An 18040-nucleotide genomic window follows, 5' to 3' on the forward strand; every position below is an offset into this window, starting at 1 on the left:
GTTCTAGATTCGAGGGTATGACGACCACGACGGAGACGTTCGGACTGTGGAACATCGCTGCTGGGCAGCCGGAGCGGATCGCCGTCGTCGGCCCCGACGGCGCGGAGGTGAGCTACGGCGAACTCGTCGCCACGGCCAACGCCTACGCGCGCGGCCTGCAGGCGATCGGCCTGGAGACCGGTGACGTCGTCGTCGTGCTGCAGCCCAACTGCCCGGAGATGCTCGCCGCGTACTTCGCGGCCATCCAATCCGGGCTGTACGTGGTGGTGGTCAACTGGCACCTGGTTGGGCCGGAGGTCGCCTACATTCTGGCCGACAGCGGCGCTAAGGCGTTCCTCGCGCACGAACGGTTCGCCGACGTCGCGATCGCGGCCGCCGACGAAGCGGGCATCCCGGCGGGCGGACGTTTCGCGGTGGGCCACGTCGAAGGCTTCCAGCGCATCGAGGACCTGCGCGAAGGCGAAGGCCGCCCGGAACACCGGACGGCGGGCTCGCCGATGCTCTACACCTCCGGCACCACGGGCCGTCCGAAAGGCGTCCGCCGCCCGCTGAGCGGCGCCGACCCCGACGCCGTGCCGTACGCGTCGACCTGGTTCTTCGGCATCTTCGGCCTCGGCCCGTTCGACGACCACGTGCACCTCTGCGGCTCGCCGCTCTACCACACGGCGGTGCTCAACTTCGTCGGGATTTCCCTGCAGCTGGGCCACACCGTCGTGCTGATGGACCGCTGGGACCCGGAGGACATGCTCAGCCTGATCGAACGGCACCGGGTCACCCACAGCCACATGGTGCCGACCCAGTTCCGCAGGCTGCTGGCGTTGCCGGAGGACGTGCGCGGCAAGTACGACCTGTCGTCCCTGCGCGTGATGATCCACGGCGCCGCGCCGTGCCCGCTGGAGGTCAAGCGGCGGATGCTCGACTGGTGGGGCCCGGTCGTCACCGAGTACTACGCCGCGACCGAAGGCGGCGGCACGGTCATCAACGGCACCGACTGGCTCCGCAAACCCGGCTCGGTCGGCCTGCCATGGCCGGGTTCGGTCATCAAGGTCCTCGACGACGACGGCAACGAGCTGCCCGCCGGCGAGATCGGCACCGTCTACATGCGCATGGGCGACGCGACCTTCGAGTACCACAAAGACCGTGAGAAGACCGAAAAAGCCCGCGTGGGCAACCTGTTCACCCTCGGCGACGTCGGCCATCTCGACGCCGACGGCTACCTCTACCTCCACGACCGCAAGGCCGACCTGATCATCTCCGGCGGCGTCAACATCTACCCGGCCGAGATCGAAGGCGAACTCGCCGTCCACCCCAAGGTCGGCGACGTCGCGGTCTTCGGCGTCCCCCACGAGGACTGGGGCGAGGAGATCAAGGCGGTCGTCCAGCCCGCCGAAGGCGTCGAACCCGGCGACGCCCTCACCGAGGAGCTGCTCGCCTACGCCGCCACCCGGCTGGCCAAGTTCAAGCTGCCCCGCTCGATCGACTACCTCCCCGAGCTGCCCCGCGACCCCAACGGCAAGCTCTACAAACGCCGCCTCCGCGACCCCTACTGGCCCGACAAGGCCATCTGAATCACGCGCGTGGGGGGAAGGCCATGGAGAGCATGACCAGTGCCTTGCCGAGCGGGACGGGCTCGGAGCGGGTGCCGTCCTGGCAGGCGGCGTTGAAGTTGCCGTCGCGGGCGATGACCATGCCCAGCGTGCGGCCGTGCGTGGCGCCGCGCAGGTAACTCCAGGTGGGGTGGAACTCGTCGTCGCCGGTGGGGTAGTGCCAGAAGTGGGTCGCGTCCGGGAGGTTCTTCAGGTTCGCGATGGTCTCGGTGTCGGATTCGAGCTGGTAGCGGAAGCGGGCCGCCGCGCGGCGGAGCGCGGGTTCGGGATCGGGGTTCAGCGCCATGGTCAGGTAGACCTGGTGCCACGGCATGTCGTCGGCCGCCTCACCGCTGGTGCATTCGATCACCGGGTGTAACGGGGCGAGCTCGGTCAGGACCGGGCTGACCGCGACCTGCGCCGGGTTGCCCTGGGGCTGAGCGCACGCGGTCAGCGTGGTCAGCACCAGGAGCGCCGCCACCCACCCCCACCGGATCGCCATGCGCTCATGATTGCCGGTGAGCGGCTCACCGCGCACCTTTTCACCACAGTTCGTTACCGACCGCGGAACTCCGGCTTCCGTTTCTCGGCGAACGCGCGCGGCCCTTCCTTCGCGTCCTCGCTCGCGAAGACGGCGATGCCGTACTGCGACTCGAGCTTGAACGCCTCTTCCTCGTGCATGCCCTCGGTGTCACGGATCGTGCGCAGGATGGCGCGGACGGCGAGCGGGCCGTTCGCGGCGATCATGTTCGCGAGCTCGAGCGCCTTGTCGAGCGCCGTGCCGTCCGGGACGACGTGACCGATGAGGCCGATCTCCTTGGCCTCGGCTGCGGTGATGTGGCGGCCGGTGAGCAGCAGGTCCGCCGCGACCGTGTATGGGATCTGCCTCGGCAGCCGCACGGCCGAGCCGCCCATCGGGAACAGGCCCCAGCGCGGCTCGGACACGCCGAACTTCGCGCTCTCGCCCGCGACGCGGATGTCGGTGCCCTGCAGGATCTCCGTGCCGCCCGCGATAGCGGCGCCCTCGACGGCGGCGATCAACGGCTTGGTGAGACGGCGGCCTTTCAGCAGGCCTTCGATGCGCGCCGGGTCGAACGTCCCTCGTTTGTGGGATTCGGCGGGGGAGTTGCGGGACATCGACTTCAGGTCCGCGCCGGCGCAGAACGCCCCGCCCGCGCCGGTGAGCACGCACGCGCGGATCTCGTCGTCGGAGTCGACCCGGTCCCAGGCCTCGACCATGATGCCGAGCATCTCGCCGGTCAGCGCGTTCCTGGCCTCAGGCCGGTTCATCGTGACGACGAGGGTGTGCCCCTGCTGTTCGACGAGTGCGTCGGCCACTCGGCCACCTCCTTGGACTGCGCGAGTATTGCCCAAAACAATAACATGTTCTACTTTGGCTGAGTGGCACTCAACATCGCGGATCTCCTCGAGCACGCCGTCGACGCCGTGCCGGATCGCATCGCGGTCAGCTGTGGTGACCGGCAGGTCACCTTCGCCCAGCTGGACGCGCGCGCCAACCGGCTCGCCCACCACCTCGCCGCGCACGGAGTCGGGCAAGGTGACCACATCGGGGTCTATTCCCGTAATTCCATCGAAGCGCTGGAAACCATGTTCGCCGCTTACAAACTGCGCGCGATCGCGGTGAACGTCAACTATCGCTATGTGCACGCCGAACTCAAGTACCTGTTCGACAACGCGGATCTCGTCGCGCTCGTGCACGAACGGCGGTACTCCGACAAGGTCGCGGCCGTGCTGCCGGAGACGCCAAAAGTGAAACACGTTGTCGTCATCGAAGACGGCACGGAGGGCACCGGCGGGCTCTCCTACGAGACCGCGCTGGCCGAAGGTTCGCCGGAGCGCGACTTCGGTGAGCGCAGCGCCGACGATCTGTACATTTTGTACACCGGCGGCACCACCGGCTATCCCAAAGGCGTGCTCTGGCGCCATGAGGACATCTGGCGCACGCTCGGCGGCGGGATCAACTTCGTCACCGGCGAGCACCTCGCCGACGAGTGGACGCAGGCCGAGCAGGGCAAGGCGGGCGCGCTCGTCCGGCTGCCCGCCGCGCCGCTCATCCACGGCGCCGCGCAGTGGGCCACCTTCGGCGCGCTCTTCGGCGGCGGCCCGGTGGTGTTCGTGCCGCAGTTCGACCCCGACGAGGTCTGGAAGGCCGTGCAGAAGCACAAGGTCCAGATCCTCACGATCGTCGGCGACGCGATGGCGCGCCCGCTGGTCGACGCCTACCGCGCCGGCGACTACGACGCCTCGTCGCTCGTCGCGCTCTCCAGCCACGCGGCGCTGTTCTCGCAGAGCGTCAAGCAGGATTTCCTCGCCATGCTCCCGAATGTGGTCATCACCGACGCCATCGGCTCGTCCGAAAGCGGCTTCACCGGCATGGGCCTGGTCAACAAGGATGCCGACCATTCCGCCGGGCCGAGGGTGAACTTCGGTGTGGAGGCCGCGCTGCTCGACGACGACGGCGCGATCGTCGAGCCGAAACCCGGTGCGGTGGGCCGGATCGCGCGCAGCGGGCACGTCCCGCTCGGCTACTACAAGGACCCGGAGAAGACCGCCAAGATCTTCGCGGAGGTCGACGGGGTCCGCTACGTCATCCCCGGCGACTACGCGCGCTATGAGGAGGACGGCACGGTCACGCTGCTCGGCCGCGGCTCCCAATGCGTCAACACCGGCGGCGAGAAGGTCTTCCCCGAAGAGGTCGAAGGCGCGCTGAAGTCGCACCCGGACGTGTTCGACGCGCTCGTCATCGGCATCCCCGACGACCGGCTCGGCCAGCGCGTCGCGGCCGTGCTCCAGCTGCGGTCCGGCGTCACCGCGGACTTCGACGCGATCGAGTCCCACGTGCGCACCGAGGTCGCGGGCTACAAGGTGCCGCGCACGCTCTGGCTCGCCGACGAGGTCGGCCGGACGCCGAGCGGTAAACCGGATTACCCGTGGGCGCAGGAGTTCGCGCGCACGCATGAACCCGCCAGGAGCTGACCCCATGCGGACCTCGTTGTGCGACCGGCTCGGTATCGACCTGCCGATCGTCGGCTTCACCCCGTCCGAGCACGTGGCGGCCGCGATCAGCAGAGCGGGCGGGCTGGGCGTGCTCGGCTGCGTCCGCTTCAACGACGCGGCCGAGCTCGAGCGGGTGCTCTGCTGGATGGACGAGAACACCGGCGGCAAACCGTACGGTGTGGACATCGTGATGCCCGCGAAGATCCCCGCCGAGGGCACTTCGGTCGACCTCGCGAAGATGATCCCGGACGAGCACCGCCAGTTCGTCGACCGCACGCTGACCGCGCTCGGCGTGCCGCCCCTGCCCGAGGAGGTCGACGAGCGCGCGGGCGTGCTCGGCTGGCTGCATTCGGTCGCGCGGTCGCATGTCGAGGTCGCACTGAAACACCCGATCCGCTTGATAGCCAACGCTTTGGGCTCCCCGCCGGTTGACGTCATCGAGCAGTGCCACGCGCACGGCGTGCCGGTGGCCGCGCTGGCGGGTAAGGCCGAACACGCGGTGCGCCACGTCGAGAACGGCGTCGACATCGTTGTGGCACAAGGATATGAGGCAGGCGGGCACACCGGCGAGATCGCGTCGATGGTGCTGGTGCCGGAAATCGCGGACGCAGTGGGCGACCGAGTCCCGGTCCTCGCGGCGGGCGGGATCGGCTCCGGCCGTCAGGTCGCGGCCGCGCTCGCACTCGGCGCGGTCGGCGTCTGGATGGGCTCGTTCTGGCTCGCGACCGAAGAATACGCGCAGACCATGTCCGGCTCCGAGGCCATGCAGGAGGCGCTCGTCAAGGCCGGGTCCTCCGACACGGTCCGCACTCGCATCTACACCGGCAAACCCGCGCGCCTGCTCAAGACCCGCTGGACCGAGGCCTGGTCCGCGGCGGACGCCCCGGCGCCGCTGCCGATGCCGTTGCAGAATCTGCTGGTTTCCCCGGCGCACAACCGGATTCACGCGGCGAACGATCCGACGGTGGTGTCGATGCCGGTGGGGCAGATCGTCGGGCGGATGGACCGCGTGCGGCCGGTCAGCGAGGTCATGGCCGAGCTGGTGACGGGCTACGAAGAGGCTGTGCGCAGGCTGACCCCGGGATAAAGCGGGCTTTATCCCGGGCTTCGGACCGGGCCTCGTGAGCGTTGCGGCCAGTGAGGGCCTCCCTCACCCAACAGCCCGCCTGGATGAAGGCTCCCTTCATCACGTAGGCCTGGATGAAGGCTCCCCTCATACAAGCCGCGCTGTATGAAGGCTCCCTTCATACAGCTATACGCGATGAAGGCTCCCTTCATACACAGCCCCCTGTATGAGGGCTCCCTTCATACAAGCCAAGCCCAGGGCCCGGCGAACCCAGGCTCGAGCGACCCCGGACGTGATAAAGCGGGCTTTATCCCAGGGAAAGCACCCGGGGATAAAGCCCGCTTCACCGTGCCTGGCTAGAGTTTCGCCGCGGCGGCCTTGATGGCGGCCGCGAAGGTGCTCACCTCGGTGTAGACGCCGGGCTTGCCCTTGCGGGCGCAACCCTCGCCCCAGCTGACGATGCCGACCTGGACCCACGCGCCCGCGTTGTCCTTGCGGAACATCGGGCCGCCCGAGTCACCCTGGCAGGTGTCGATGCCACCGTTGGGGATGTTGCCCGCGCAGATCTCCGCGTTGGCGATCAGGTCCGCGTACGAGCCGCCGGCCGCCTTGCAGGTGGCGTCCGTGACGAAGTTGACCTTCGCCTTCAGCAGGTACCGCTGTTGCGCGCCGCCTTCGCTGGCCGCGCCCCAGCCGATGATGTCGAACGTGCCGTTGTCGTACGCCTTGGTCTCGGCGAGCGGGAGCAGCGGGATCGACGCGGGTGCCGGGCTGGCCAGCTTGATCAGCGCCCAGTCACCGCCGGTCGCCGTGTCGTAGGTCGGTGACCGGTGCACGTAGGTGGACTTGATCTTCACGGCCGCACTGCTCTGCAGGTCGACCACGCCGAAGGTGGCGGTGATCGAGGTGTTCGCGCCGGTGCGGGACACACAGTGCGCCGCGGTCACGACGATCTGCCGGGAGTACAGCGCGGCGCCGCAGCCCATCGACAGCCGGACCATCCACGGGAATTCACCCTGGGCGGCCCGGGTTCCGCCGACGACGTTCGTCTGCGGGGGTTCGGAAGCGGGGGAAGCGAGAGCCGGGGAAGCAAGGCCGAACATAGTGGCGGCGGCGGTGACCGCGATGGCCGTGTTTTTGAGCAGGCCGAACCATTTCCTATTGCTCAACGGATCATTCCTTCCGGTGTCCACAATGGATACGGGCGCGCTTTTGCGGCGGCAACACGAACTCAATCAGGTTGGCAAGCACCGGACAACCGACTTTCTTCGGATCTTTCGGACGAGAATTCACCGATTGCGACGTTCGGGTGAGCGGGCTATCCGCGTGGCTTATGGCCCCGTGTTACGCGCGCGTTTCGCCGGATGGCCCACAGCGCCGCGCCGATCACGAACACAGCGCAACCAAAAAGGACTGAAGCGAGCGGAAGGCTGAACGCCACGACCAGGCATCCGAGCAGACCGGCCGCCGGGACGAGCCGGCGTGTGCGCAGCGTCAGCGCGCTGGCGTTCGCGATCGCGTAATAGACGAGCACCGCGAAGGAAGAGAACCCGATCGCACCGCGAAGGTCCACGATCGACACGAGCACTGCGACGGTCACGCCGACCGCGACCTCCGCGCGATGCGGCACACCGAACCGCGGATGTACCGCGGAGAGGGACTTCGGCAAGTGCCCGTCCCGTGCCATGGCCAGCGTCGTCCGCGAGACCCCGAGTATCAAGGCCAGCAGCGAACCCAGCGCGGCGACGCACGCTCCCACCCGGACGACGGGGGTGAGCCAGGTGCCCGCCACCGCGGCCGCGATGGGGTCCGGCGCGGCGGCGAGCCGGTCAGGCCCGAGCCGGAGCAACAAAACGACGGCGAGCACCGCGTAAACGGCGAATGCGATACCCAATGCGATCGGAATCGCACGGGGGATCGTCCTGGCCGGATCCTTGACCTCCTCGCCCAGTGTGGCGATTCGCGCATATCCCGCGAACGCGAAGAACAACAATCCCGCCGATTCGAGCACGCCCCCGAATCGCACATCGCGGAAAGGATCCACCGCGATGAATGGTCCCGAGATCATCATGCCGACGGAAAACGTCAACACGGTGAGCGTGCAGGCGACAATGATTCGCGTCGCCTGCGCCGACCGTTGCACGCCACGATAATTCACGGCCGTCAACGCCAGTACCGCCGCGACCGCGAACGCCTTCGGCCACCGGAAGCCCGAGTACGTCGCCACCGTCAGCGCCATCGCCGCGCAACTCGCCGTCTTCCCGACGATGAAGCCCCACCCCGCCAGGTAACCCCAGAATTCGCCCAGCCTTTCCCTGCCGTACACGTAGGTTCCGCCCGAAGCCGGATACAGCGTGGCCAGCCGTGCCGACGAGGTCGCGTTGCAATACGCGACGAAAGCCGCGATCACGAGCCCGATCAGCAGCCCGGAACCCGCTGATCGCGCCGCCGGCGCGAACGCCGCGAACACACCGGCGCCGATCATGGAGCCCAGCCCGATGATCACCGCGTCGCGCGTGCCGAGCCGCCTGGACAGGCTGGGGGAGGGCATGGCGGCCATTGTGCCTAAGCTCGATCACTGTGCAAACACCGAGTGGGCCGGTCCGCGACGGCATTCCCGAGCATGGCCGCATCCCGCGTTATTACGCGGTGAAGGTCGAGTTGCTCGAAATGACCGCCGAGCTCGGCGAGGGCACCGCGTTGCCCACCGAGCGGGAATTGTGCGAGCGCTTCGACGTCTCCCGCGCGACGGTCCGCCAGGCGGTCAGCGAGCTGGTGCTCGAGGGCAAGCTCCGCCGCCGCCAGGGCAGCGGCACCTTCGTCGCCGGCCCGAAGCTCGTCCAGCCGCTCGCGCTCGTCAGCTACACCGAAGGCCTCCGCCGCCAGGGCATCGAGCCAGGCCGCAATCTGATCACCCTCGAACGCCACCCCGCGAACCCCGCGCTCGCCGCGGAACTCCAGGCCGAGCCCGGCGCCGAGGTCATTCACATCGAACGCGTCCTGCTCGCCGACGCCGAGCGCGTCGGCCTCGAGTCCACCTACCTCCTGGCGGCCCGCTTCCCGACGCTCATGGACGTCTTCGACCCCGAGCAGTCGCTCTACGCCTGCCTGCGCGACCAGCTCGGCGTCGTCTTCGACGGAGCCGAGGAGCGAGTCGAGACCGTGCTCGCGACCCCGCGCGAGGCACTCCTCATCGGCACCAACCCGGCGCTGCCCATGCTGCTCATGCACCGCGTCTCATGGGGCCCGGACGGCAAGCCGTTCGAGCGCGTCCGCTCCCTCTTCCGCGGCGACCGCCTCAGCTTCATGACCCGCCTAGGCCGCGCCGACTAGCCAAAAAAAATCCCAATGTGGCTTTCGTCAGGTTTCAGCTGACGAAAGCCACATTGGCGGCCTCAAAGCTGACCAATGCCACATTGGGATTTTTTTCCCAGGGCTTAGGTCACGGTAAGGTAACTCATCTGAACCTTTTGGGTGGGTTCATGTGGGGTTCGCCGGATGGTCATGGTCCGTTCGGGGGCGGCGGCGACCGTGCACGGCGTGCGAATTCTCATCGTGGGCGGCGGCGTGCTCGGCACCATGCACGCCTGGCAGGCCGTCGAACGTGGTCATGAAGTGGTCCAGCTCGAACGCGAGCCCGAGGCGCGCGGCGCGTCCGTGCGCAACTTCGGGCTGGTGTGGGTCGGGGGCCGGGCGCCCGGCGTCGAGTACGAGACGGCGGTGCGGGCGAGGCGGCTCTGGGAGGAGATCGGCGCGCGGGTGCCGGGCGTCGGGTTCCGAGCCAACGGCTCACTGACCGTGGTGCGGACCGAGGCCGAACTCGCTGTGGCGCAGGAAGCCGCCAACGGGGATCGCGGCTTCAAGCTGCTCGACGCCGCTGAAGTCAAAGCGCTCAATCCCGCGCTGCGCGGGGATTTCCTCGGCGCGCTGTGGTGTGACCAGGACGCGGCCGTCGAACCGCGCGTCGCCCAGCCCGCGCTGCGTGCCGAACTCGAGCGCAGCGGCCGCTACACCTGGCTGCCCGGCCGTGAGGTCCGCGAGCTGACCGCGAACGGCGTCCGCGACGACCAGGGCCGGTCGCATGGCGCCGACCTCGTGCTGTTCTGCACGGGCGCCTGGCTCGGCGGCCTGATCACCGAGATCGCCGGGAAACCGCCGGTGCGCCGCGTCCGGCTGCAGATGGCGCAGACCGAGCCGCTGCCCGAAAAGCTCACCACGACCGTCGCCGACGCGGACAGCTTCCGTTACTACCCGGCCTATCGCGGGCCCGCGCTCGACGCGCTCAACACCCATCCGCAGTCCGAAGTGGCCGCCGCCAACGCGATGCAGCTGCTCATGGTCCAGCGGCTCGACGGCTCGCTCACCATCGGCGACACGCACGAATATGACGAGCCGTTTTCCTTCGATGTCACCGAAAACCCGTACGACCACCTGACCGAGACCGCGAGTGCACTGCTCGGGCGGCCGCTGCCGCGCATCGCCCGCCGCTGGGCCGGGGTCTACGCGCAGGCGCTCGACCCGGCTTTGGTCGCGCACCGCGCCCGCGTCGCGGACAACGCCTGGCTGATCACCGGGCCGGGCGGGCGCGGCATGACCTGCTCGCCTGCCATCGCCGAAGACACCGCCGAGGAGGCCGGACTGTGAACACCGAACTGGTGGTGCTCGACATGGCGGGCACGACCGTCGCGGACGACGGCCTCGTCGTGCGCGCCTTCGTCGAGGCCATGGGATCCGACGAGCACCTCGGCTACGTCATGGAGACCATGGGGCAGTCGAAGATCACCGTCTTCCGCGCCATCCTCAAGGACGAAGACGCCGCCCAGCAAGCGAATCTCGCCTTCGAGAAGGCCTACGCGGAGCTGCTCGACCTCTGCGAGCCGATCCCTGGCGCCGAGGACGTCATCCGCTCGCTGCGCGAAGACGGCGTCAAGGTCGCGCTCACCACGGGCTTTTCCCCGGCCACCCAGCATGCGATCCTCGACGTCCTCGGCTGGCGGGATCTCGCCGACCTCGTGCTCGCGCCGGGCGAAGGCGTCCGCGGCCGCCCGTTCCCCGACCTCGTGCTCGCCGCCGCGCTGCGGCTCGAAGTCACCGACGTGCGGCGGATCGCCGTCGCCGGTGACACCCCGTCCGACGTGCTGACCGGCCTGCGCGCCGGCGCCTCCGTGGTCGCCGGTGTCCTCACCGGCACCGCGACGCCCGCCGACCTCGCCGAAGCCACTCACGTCCTCGACTCCGTTCGCGATCTCCCCGCCGTCCTCAAAGGAGTGTCATGAAGCTCAAAGCCCTTGTCCTGATCGGTCTTCTCGCCCTCGTGTCCGCCTGTGGTGGCACGGCGGGCGGCGCCAGTGGCGACAAGACGGTCACGCTGTACACAGTGGACGGTCTCGAGGACTGGTACACCGCGCGCTTCGCCGAGTTCAAGGACCAGACCGGGATCACCGTCCAGGCCGTCACCGCAGGCTCCGGCGAGGTCGCCTCCCGCGTCGAGAAGGAGAAGGCCAACACCCAGGCCGACGTCCTCGTCACGCTGCCGCCGTTCATCCAGCGCGTCGCCGCGCAGGGCCTGATCGACACGCCGTCCGTGCTGATGAACAACTACCTGAGCTTCATCCACAACCCCGGCGCGTCGCCGAAGACCTGGGACGACCTGCTCGACCCGAAGCTCAAGGGCAAGATCCAGTACTCGACGCCCGGCGAGGCCGGCGACGGCACCGCGGTGCTGCTCGAACTCCAGCACGTCTTCGGCGAGCAGGGCGCGCTCGACTACCTCGGCAAGCTGGAGGCCAACAACGCCGGCCCGTCCTCGTCCACCGGCAAGCTGCAGCCCAAGACCGCGAAGGGCGAGATCCTGGTGGCCAACGGCGACGTCCAGATGAACCTCGCCGAGATCGACAAGAGCGGCGGCTTCGAGGTCTTCTTCCCGGCCGACGCGCAGGGCAAGAAGTCGACACTCGCGCTCCCGTACTACGCCGGGCTGGTCAAGAACGCGCCGCACGCGGAGAACGCCAAGAAGCTGCTCGACTTCCTGTTCTCGGCCGACGTCCAGGCCAAGGCGGTCGACGCGTACGGCCTGCCCGCGAAGGCCGACACCCCGGTGAGCGGGCCCAAGGCCGACAAGATCAAGGCCGCGCTGCGGGGTGTCGAGATCTGGCAGCCGGAGTGGGACAAGGTGCTCGCCAAGCTCGACGCCGACCTCGCCGCGTACAAGAAGGCCGTCGGGCGATGACGGCTGCGGTCGAGTTCCGCGGCGTCTCCGTCCACTACGGACAGACGTGCGCGCTGGCACCGCTCGACCTCTCGGTGGCACGCGGGGAGACGCTCGCGCTGCTCGGGCCGTCCGGCTCCGGCAAGTCGACCGCGCTCAAGGCGCTCGCCGGATTCGTCCGGCCGAGCGCCGGGCGCGTGCTGCTCGAGGGGCGCGACGTCACGGACGTGCCGCCGCATCTGCGCGGGCTCGGCGTCGTCGTGCAGAGTTACGCGCTGTTCCCGCACATGAGGGTCGACGACAATGTCGCTTTTGGACTCAAGGCGCGGAAGACGCCTCGCGCGGAGATCGCCGCGCGAGTGTCCGAAGTGCTCAACCTTGTCGGCATGGGCGACTACGCGCGGCGATTCCCGCGTGAGCTGTCCGGTGGCCAGCAACAGCGCGTCGCCATCGCGCGTGCGCTCGCGATCCGGCCGGACGTGCTGCTGCTCGACGAGCCGCTGTCCGCTTTGGACGCGACACTGCGCGAGGACATGATCGCCGAGTTGCTGCGGCTGCGTGCCGAGCTGCCGGACACCACGCTGATCTACGTCACCCACGATCAGAGCGAGGCGCTCGCGCTGGCCGACCGGATCGCCGTCATGCGTGACGCGCGCCTGGTCGAAACCGGGCCGAGCGAGCAGCTCTACCACCGGCCGTCGACCGAATTCACCGCCGCGTTCCTCGGCGCGTCGAACCTGATCCCGGTCGAGGTGATCCGCGCGGGCACCGTGCGGCTCGGCGGCCGTGAACTCGCCGCCGAGCCGATGGGGGAGTTCGGCGCGGGGCAGGCGGTCGCGCTCGGCGTGCGGCCGCATCGCGTCGGCGTGCACCCGGGCACCGGCGCGTACACGGCACGGCTGCGCGGCGTGCAGTGGCGCGGCAGTGGCTTCCGGCTCGACCTGGACCTCGAACTCGGCGGTGAGCCGTGCCCGGTGCGCGCCGAGGTGCCGAGCGTCGACGGACTGCCCGCCGTCGGCGAGACGGTCGGTGTGTCCATTCCGGACGGTTGCCCGCTCGTCGCCGTCGGAGGTACGGGGTGAGGATCCGCTGGCTGCTGCCACCGCTGATCGTGCTGCTCGGGTTCTTCGGCTACCCGCTCGCGCTCATCGTCTGGCAGTCGCTCTCCACGGACGCGGGCTTCGGGCTCTCGGCCTGGGCCGAGGTGCTCGGCTCGGCGGAGTTCCGCACCGCGGCCTGGCGCACGATCGTGATCGCGCTCGGCGCCACCGCCGGTTGTGTGCTGCTCGGCACGTTCCTCGCGCTGGTCATCGCGTTCGTCCCGTTCCCCGGTGCGCGCGCACTGTCCAAAGTGGTCGACACCGTGCTCGCGTTCCCCTCGTTCCTGATCGCCTTGGCGTTCACGTTCCTCTATGGCAGTGCGGGTTTGCTCGGCACCGGCGGCTTCCTGTACTCGCAATGGGGCGTGCTGCTCGCCGAGATCACGTTCTACACACCGTTCGTGATGCGGCCCGCGCTCGCCGCGTTCAGTCAGGTTCCGGCCGCTCAGCTGGAGGTGGCCGCGAGCCTCGGCGCCAAGCCGGGGCGGGTGCTGTGGCAGGTCATCCTGCCCGAGGCGCGGCCGTCGCTGGTGTCCGGCGCGTGCCTGACCATGCTGCTCGCGATGAACGAGTTCGGCATCGTGCTGTTCATCGGCGCCAAGGACGTCCAGACGCTGCCGATGCTCATCTACACCAAGGGGATCGTCACCTTCGAGTTCCCGCAGGCGTGCGTGATCGCGGTGGTCAACGTGGTGTTCTCGATCGCGCTTTATCAATGGGGAGGCAGGCGTGCTGCTGTGGAAGCCGCGTAGCAAGGCTCTACTGTGGACGGTGTTCGGCGTGCTGTTCGCCGTCATCGTGCTCGCGCCGCTGGTGATGATCGTGCTCGCGTCCTTCGCCGGGCGCTGGACCGGCGTGCTGCCGAGCGCGTTGACCGGCACGCAGTACGCGCAGGCGTTGTCCGGCGAGACGTTCGCGAGCCTCGCGGTGAGCGTGCAGACGGGCGTGATCGCGTCGGCGGTCTCCGTGCTGCTGGGGACCTGGGCCGCACTGGCCGCCGAGCACGCGCCGCGGCGGCTGCGGCGCTGGGTGGACACCGTGTTCCACCTGCCGATCGCGGTCCCGTCGGTGGTGCTCGGGCTCGCGCTGCTGGTCGCGTTCAGCAGGCCTCCGGTGCTGCTCAACGGGACGAGATGGATCGTCCTCATCGGACACCTGATGATCCTGCTGCCGTTCTCCTACAGCACGGTGTCCGCCGCGGTGCGCCGAGCCGACCCGCAGCTGGCGCTGGCGGCGGCCAGTCTCGGCGCGAGCCCGGCCAGGGTGCTGCTGCGCGTGCGGATCCCGGTGCTGCTGCCGTCGATGGCGGCCTCGGCCAGTCTCGCGCTGGCGATGTCCATGGGCGAGCTCGGCGCGACGATGATGCTCTTCCCGCCCGACTGGCGGACGCTCCCGGCGAGCGTCTTCGCGCTGACCGACCGGGGGCAGGTCTTCCTCGCGTCCGCGAGCACCGTGGTGTTGCTGCTGGTCACGCTGCTGGGGCTGGTGATCGTCGGGCTGGTGCAACCCCGGAGCGCGTCCGCTCCGTCTCGGAGGGTATGAGGCACTTGACGAAGTTGATCGGTACGGGCCTGATCCTCGTTGCGGTGACCGCCTGTGCCAGCCATGCGGCGACAACCGGCAACCCCGACGAAGGCGGGGGACCGACGATAGAGACTACGGCGCCCCCGGTCAGCGGACCGGTACCGGCGCCGCAGATCGACGCGGCCGCGTTGCCGCCGGAGTATCCGAAGAACGTGACGACCGCGGGCAACGACCTGCTGATCAAGGCCGAGGAAGGCGGCTGCGAGAAGCTGCGGGCCACCGTCATCGAGCAGACCGAGCAGAAGGTCGCCGTCCGGCTGGTGAAGCTGGACACGCGGCCGGGCGAGATGTGCCCGATGTACATCCGCGAGGTGACGCTGACCGTCACCCTCGACAAGCCGCTGGGCCAGCGCACCCTGGTCCTCACCGCGGAACGGCCCAAGTGATGCGGGCTCGGCGATGCAACCCCAAGCCGGACCCGTACCGTCCTGAGGGCATGAGGCACTTAGCGAAAATGGCCGGAATCGGGATGGTCCTCGCCGCGGCGGCCGCGTGCGGGCAGGCCGCGAACGACACCGCGGCGCCCGCCGCGGGCAACGGGACGTTCGCCCCGCCCGCGCCGTCCTCGTCCCCGGCGCCGTCCTCCTCGAAGGATCTCCCGGTCCCGCCACCGGCCAAACCGGGCAAACCGACCCAGGCGGTGCCCGAGGACAGCATGATCCTCCAGCCCGCCCAGATCGACGCGACCCAGCTGCCCGCGGACTATCCGCGTGAGGTGTCGGTCAGCAACGGCGGCACCGTGCTGAACATCCGTGCGCAAGAGGGTGGCTGCGGCCACGTCAGCGCGGCGCCGATCGAGCAGACCGACAAGCGCGTGGTGATCAACCTGGTGCAGACGCAGGCGCAGACCGACCAGATGTGCACCATGGACATCCGGACCCCGGTCGTCACGGCGACCCTGGGCGCCCCGCTCGGCCAGCGGACGGTCGTGCTCCAGGAGGCGCCGCGCAAGCGATGACCGTCACACTGTTCCGGCGTGGCCAGCGGGCATACTGCCGGTATGGGAAAACGTCAGGTCTCGGTGACCAAGACGGTCGCCACCACGCCGGAACAGATCTTCGCGCTGCTCGCCGATCCGGCGAAACATCCGGAACTCGACGGCTCCGGAACGGTCCAGGCGGCGCGATCGGGTAACCCTTCGCGGCTCGAACTCGGCGCGAAGTTCGGCATGGACATGAAAATGGGCGCGCCGTACAAAATCCAGAACACGGTCGTCGAATTCGAAGAGAACCGCCTCATCGCGTGGCGTCACTTCAACGGCCACCGCTGGCGCTGGCAGCTCCGCCCGGTCGACGGCGGCACCGAGGTGACCGAGACCTTCGACTGGTCCACCGCGCGCACGCCGCTGCTGATCAGCCTGAGCTTCTTCCCGCGCAAGAACAAGCAGGGCATCGAGCGCACCCTCGCCCGCCTGGAGCAACGCTTCGCGGCGGCCTGACTCTAGAACGGGATAAAGCCCGCTTTATCCCGCGGAGTTGAGCGGGCTTTATCCCGGCTGGGGTCGTGAGTGGTATGGCCGGTTAGAACCGGCCATACCACTCACGACCCTGGGTTAGCGGAAGCTGATCTGGAGGGTGGGCTCGGAGGTGGCGGCGAAGAAGTCGTTGCCCTTGTCGTCGATGACGATGAAGGCGGGGAAGTCCTCGACCTCGATCTTCCACACGGCTTCCATGCCGAGCTCGGCGTACTCCAGCACGTCGACCTTCTTGATGCAGTCCTGCGCCAGGCGCGCGGCCGGGCCGCCGATCGAACCCAGGTAGAACCCGCCGTGCTCCCGGCACGAGGAGGTCACCTTCTGGGACCGGTTTCCCTTGGCCAGCATGACGAGTGAGCCGCCGGCCGCCTGGAACTGCTCGACGTAGGAGTCCATCCGGCCCGCGGTCGTCGGGCCGAACGAACCCGACGCGTAGCCCTCGGGCGTCTTCGCCGGGCCCGCGTAGTAGACCGGGTGGTCGCGCAGGTACTGCGGCATCTCCTCGCCCGCGTCGAGCCGCTCGGCGATTTTCGCGTGCGCGATGTCGCGGGCGACGACCAGCGGGCCGGTCAGCGACAGGCGGGTCTTCACCGGCAGGGCCGCGAGCTGGGCGCGGATCTCGGACATCGGCTGGTTCAGGTCGACCGAGACGACCTCGTCCGACAGGTCCTCCGAGGTCACGTCTGGCAGGAACTGCGCCGGGTCGCGCTCGAGCTGCTCCAGGAACACGCCGTCGGCGGTGATCTTCGCCTTCGCCTGGCGGTCGGCCGAGCACGAGACGGCCACGCCGACCGGGCACGAGGCGCCGTGGCGGGGGAGCCGGATCACGCGGACGTCGTGGCAAAAGTACTTGCCGCCGAACTGCGCGCCGATGCCGAACTGGCGCGTCATCTCCAGCACCTGCTGCTCGAGGTCCGTGTCCCGGAAACCGTGGCCCAGTGCGGAACCTTCGGTCGGCAGGTCGTCGAGGTAGCGCGCCGAGGCGAGCTTCGCGACCTTCAGGTTGAACTCCGCCGACATGCCGCCGACGACGATCGCGAGGTGGTACGGCGGGCAGGCCGCGGTGCCGAGGCTGCGCAGCTTCTCGTCGAGGAACTTCGCGAGCCGCTTCGGGTTCAGCACGGCTTTTGTTTCCTGGTAAAGGAAAGTCTTGTTCGCGCTGCCGCCGCCCTTGGCCATGAACAGGAACTCGTACGCCGGGTCGGCCTGGCCGTCCTTGTGGTACAGCTCGATCTGCGCCGGCAGGTTGGTCCCGGTGTTCTTCTCGTCCCAGAAGTTCACCGGCGCCATCTGCGAGTACCGCAGGTTCAGCTCCTGGTAGGCATCGAAGATGCCCTTCGACAGCGCGCGCTCGTCGTCGCCGCCCGTCAGCACCCCTTCGCCGCGCTTGCCGATGACGATCGCGGTGCCGGTGTCCTGGCACATCGGCAGCACGCCGCCCGCCGAGATCGCCGCGTTGCGCAACAGGTCCATCGCGACGAAACGGTCGTTTCCGGACGCCTCGGGGTCATCGACGATCGCGCGCAGCTGCGCCAGGTGTGACGTGCGCAACAGGTGCTGGATGTCGGTGATCGCGGTGCGCGCCAGCAGGGTCAGCGCCTCGGGGTCGACTTCGAGGAACTTGCGGCCCGCCGCTTCGACGAGACGGACGCCGTCCGGGCTGACCAGCCGGTACTCGGTGCGGTTGTCCTTGCCGAGCGGCAGGACCTCGGTGTGCTGGAACGTGGTGGGTGGCACGGGAAGCGGGCTCCTTTGCGCGCAAATTCGGTGCCTCGAAAATACCCGCCCGGAAAATGTCGGAAGGCCGGGCCCACCCCGACGGACCCGACCTTCCGGGGAAAGCGGCCCGGACGCGCACGCCCGGCCGCGAAGCTCAGTGACCTTGCTGGTCAGAAGACCGAGTTCGTTGTCGCCGCCTAGACGGTCTCGTGACGCAGGTCATAAGTCAACGCCGCCGAACGTGTATTCCACTGCGTGAACACGCCGGAAAACGAATCACCACTT

General features: G+C 68.8%; 18 protein-coding genes. 13 read left to right on the forward strand and 5 right to left on the reverse strand.

The genetic code is table 11. The features are described from left to right. The first annotated feature begins 17 nt into the window (after nt 1-17). Nucleotides 18-1568 carry an acyl-CoA synthetase gene (locus tag BLV57_RS23450; protein ID WP_091292174.1) on the forward strand — a complete coding sequence of 517 codons (1551 nt, stop codon included), beginning with the start codon at nt 18-20 and terminating at the stop codon, nt 1566-1568. A 1-nt stretch (nt 1569) separates the two neighbouring features. On the opposite strand, the gene BLV57_RS23455 is transcribed toward BLV57_RS23450, so the two are convergent. Together BLV57_RS23455 and BLV57_RS23460 are read right to left on the reverse strand one after the other, a co-directional pair. Then, nucleotides 1570-2088: a hypothetical protein gene (locus BLV57_RS23455; protein ID WP_143047132.1), complete on the reverse strand. Its 519-nt coding sequence runs from the start codon at nt 2086-2088 to the stop codon at nt 1570-1572. Between the two features lie 53 nt (nt 2089-2141). After that, a complete protein-coding gene (locus tag BLV57_RS23460) occupies nt 2142-2924 on the reverse strand; it encodes a crotonase/enoyl-CoA hydratase family protein (RefSeq protein WP_091292177.1) in 783 nt (260 codons plus the stop codon). Between the two features lie 63 nt (nt 2925-2987). On the opposite strand from BLV57_RS23460, the gene BLV57_RS23465 reads away from it, so the two are divergent. Further along, nucleotides 2988-4583: an acyl-CoA synthetase gene (locus BLV57_RS23465; RefSeq protein WP_091292179.1), complete on the forward strand. Its 1596-nt coding sequence runs from the start codon at nt 2988-2990 to the stop codon at nt 4581-4583. 4 nt (nt 4584-4587) lie between these two features. Further along, nucleotides 4588-5691: an NAD(P)H-dependent flavin oxidoreductase gene (locus BLV57_RS23470; protein WP_091292181.1), complete on the forward strand. Its 1104-nt coding sequence runs from the start codon at nt 4588-4590 to the stop codon at nt 5689-5691. Nucleotides 5692-6026: 335 nt separating this feature from the next. On the opposite strand, the gene BLV57_RS23475 is transcribed toward BLV57_RS23470, so the two are convergent. Together BLV57_RS23475 and BLV57_RS23480 are read right to left on the reverse strand one after the other, a co-directional pair. Beyond that, the gene (locus BLV57_RS23475; RefSeq protein ID WP_425426037.1) at nt 6027-6773 is read right to left on the reverse strand and encodes a S1 family peptidase; all 747 of its coding nucleotides are present in this window, start codon (nt 6771-6773) and stop codon (nt 6027-6029) included. Between the two features lie 215 nt (nt 6774-6988). Then, nucleotides 6989-8221: an APC family permease gene (locus tag BLV57_RS23480; protein WP_091293138.1), complete on the reverse strand. Its 1233-nt coding sequence runs from the start codon at nt 8219-8221 to the stop codon at nt 6989-6991. A 29-nt stretch (nt 8222-8250) separates the two neighbouring features. Between BLV57_RS23480 and BLV57_RS23485 the strand changes: the two genes are divergently transcribed. The 10 genes from BLV57_RS23485 (at nt 8251) to BLV57_RS23530 (ending at nt 16000) form a co-directional block, all read left to right on the forward strand. Next, a complete protein-coding gene (locus tag BLV57_RS23485) occupies nt 8251-9003 on the forward strand; it encodes a GntR family transcriptional regulator (RefSeq protein ID WP_245757479.1) in 753 nt (250 codons plus the stop codon). Between the two features lie 207 nt (nt 9004-9210). Beyond that, nucleotides 9211-10314 (forward strand): TIGR03364 family FAD-dependent oxidoreductase, encoded by a 1104-nt coding sequence (locus BLV57_RS23490; protein WP_091293141.1) that lies wholly within the window; start codon nt 9211-9213, stop codon nt 10312-10314. Next, on the forward strand, nt 10311-10946 hold the full coding sequence (locus BLV57_RS23495) for an HAD family hydrolase (protein ID WP_342741216.1): 636 nt from the start codon (nt 10311-10313) through the stop codon (nt 10944-10946). The genes BLV57_RS23490 and BLV57_RS23495 overlap by 4 nt, the downstream gene beginning before the upstream one ends. Beyond that, complete coding sequence (locus BLV57_RS23500) at nt 10943-11899, forward strand: 2-aminoethylphosphonate ABC transporter substrate-binding protein (RefSeq protein WP_091292186.1); 957 nt, start codon at nt 10943-10945, stop codon at nt 11897-11899. The genes BLV57_RS23495 and BLV57_RS23500 overlap by 4 nt, the downstream gene beginning before the upstream one ends. Beyond that, nucleotides 11896-12960 carry an ABC transporter ATP-binding protein gene (locus BLV57_RS23505; RefSeq protein WP_091292188.1) on the forward strand — a complete coding sequence of 355 codons (1065 nt, stop codon included), beginning with the start codon at nt 11896-11898 and terminating at the stop codon, nt 12958-12960. The genes BLV57_RS23500 and BLV57_RS23505 overlap by 4 nt, the downstream gene beginning before the upstream one ends. Further along, on the forward strand, nt 12957-13730 hold the full coding sequence (locus BLV57_RS23510; protein ID WP_245757480.1) for a 2-aminoethylphosphonate ABC transporter permease subunit: 774 nt from the start codon (nt 12957-12959) through the stop codon (nt 13728-13730). The genes BLV57_RS23505 and BLV57_RS23510 overlap by 4 nt, the downstream gene beginning before the upstream one ends. Then, complete coding sequence (locus tag BLV57_RS23515; RefSeq protein ID WP_091292192.1) at nt 13708-14520, forward strand: ABC transporter permease; 813 nt, start codon at nt 13708-13710, stop codon at nt 14518-14520. The genes BLV57_RS23510 and BLV57_RS23515 overlap by 23 nt, the downstream gene beginning before the upstream one ends. A 5-nt stretch (nt 14521-14525) precedes the next feature. Next, nucleotides 14526-14948, forward strand: coding sequence for a hypothetical protein (locus BLV57_RS23520; RefSeq protein ID WP_143047133.1), 423 nt, complete (start codon nt 14526-14528; stop codon nt 14946-14948). A gap of 50 nt (nt 14949-14998) precedes the next feature. Continuing rightward, nucleotides 14999-15520, forward strand: coding sequence for a hypothetical protein (locus BLV57_RS23525; RefSeq protein WP_245757481.1), 522 nt, complete (start codon nt 14999-15001; stop codon nt 15518-15520). A 42-nt stretch (nt 15521-15562) separates the two neighbouring features. Continuing rightward, entirely contained in the window at nt 15563-16000 is a 438-nt protein-coding gene (locus BLV57_RS23530) for an SRPBCC family protein (RefSeq protein ID WP_091292197.1), read from the forward strand. Between the two features lie 114 nt (nt 16001-16114). Here the strand turns inward: BLV57_RS23530 and BLV57_RS23535 are convergent, their stop codons facing one another. After that, nucleotides 16115-17773, reverse strand: coding sequence for a fumarate hydratase (locus BLV57_RS23535; RefSeq protein WP_091292198.1), 1659 nt, complete (start codon nt 17771-17773; stop codon nt 16115-16117). Nucleotides 17774-18040 lie beyond the last annotated feature (267 nt).

This window comes from Amycolatopsis xylanica, assembly GCF_900107045.1.
Lineage (GTDB): Bacteria > Actinomycetota > Actinomycetes > Mycobacteriales > Pseudonocardiaceae > Amycolatopsis > Amycolatopsis xylanica.

Excerpts from the sequence above, each read along its gene's own strand:
- BLV57_RS23470 (WP_091292181.1), top strand. The coding sequence starts at position 4,588 with ATGCGGACCTCGTTGTGCGACCGGCTCGGTATCGACCTGCCGATCGTC.
- BLV57_RS23450 (WP_091292174.1), top strand. The coding sequence starts at position 18 with ATGACGACCACGACGGAGACGTTCGGACTGTGGAACATCGCTGCTGGG.
- BLV57_RS23500 (WP_091292186.1), top strand. The coding sequence starts at position 10,943 with ATGAAGCTCAAAGCCCTTGTCCTGATCGGTCTTCTCGCCCTCGTGTCC.
- BLV57_RS23475 (WP_425426037.1), bottom strand. The coding sequence starts at position 6,773 with ATGTTCGGCCTTGCTTCCCCGGCTCTCGCTTCCCCCGCTTCCGAACCC.
- BLV57_RS23480 (WP_091293138.1), bottom strand. The coding sequence starts at position 8,221 with ATGCCCTCCCCCAGCCTGTCCAGGCGGCTCGGCACGCGCGACGCGGTG.
- BLV57_RS23455 (WP_143047132.1), bottom strand. The coding sequence starts at position 2,088 with ATGGCGATCCGGTGGGGGTGGGTGGCGGCGCTCCTGGTGCTGACCACG.
- BLV57_RS23525 (WP_245757481.1), top strand. The coding sequence starts at position 14,999 with ATGAGGCACTTAGCGAAAATGGCCGGAATCGGGATGGTCCTCGCCGCG.
- BLV57_RS23530 (WP_091292197.1), top strand. The coding sequence starts at position 15,563 with ATGGGAAAACGTCAGGTCTCGGTGACCAAGACGGTCGCCACCACGCCG.
- BLV57_RS23505 (WP_091292188.1), top strand. The coding sequence starts at position 11,896 with ATGACGGCTGCGGTCGAGTTCCGCGGCGTCTCCGTCCACTACGGACAG.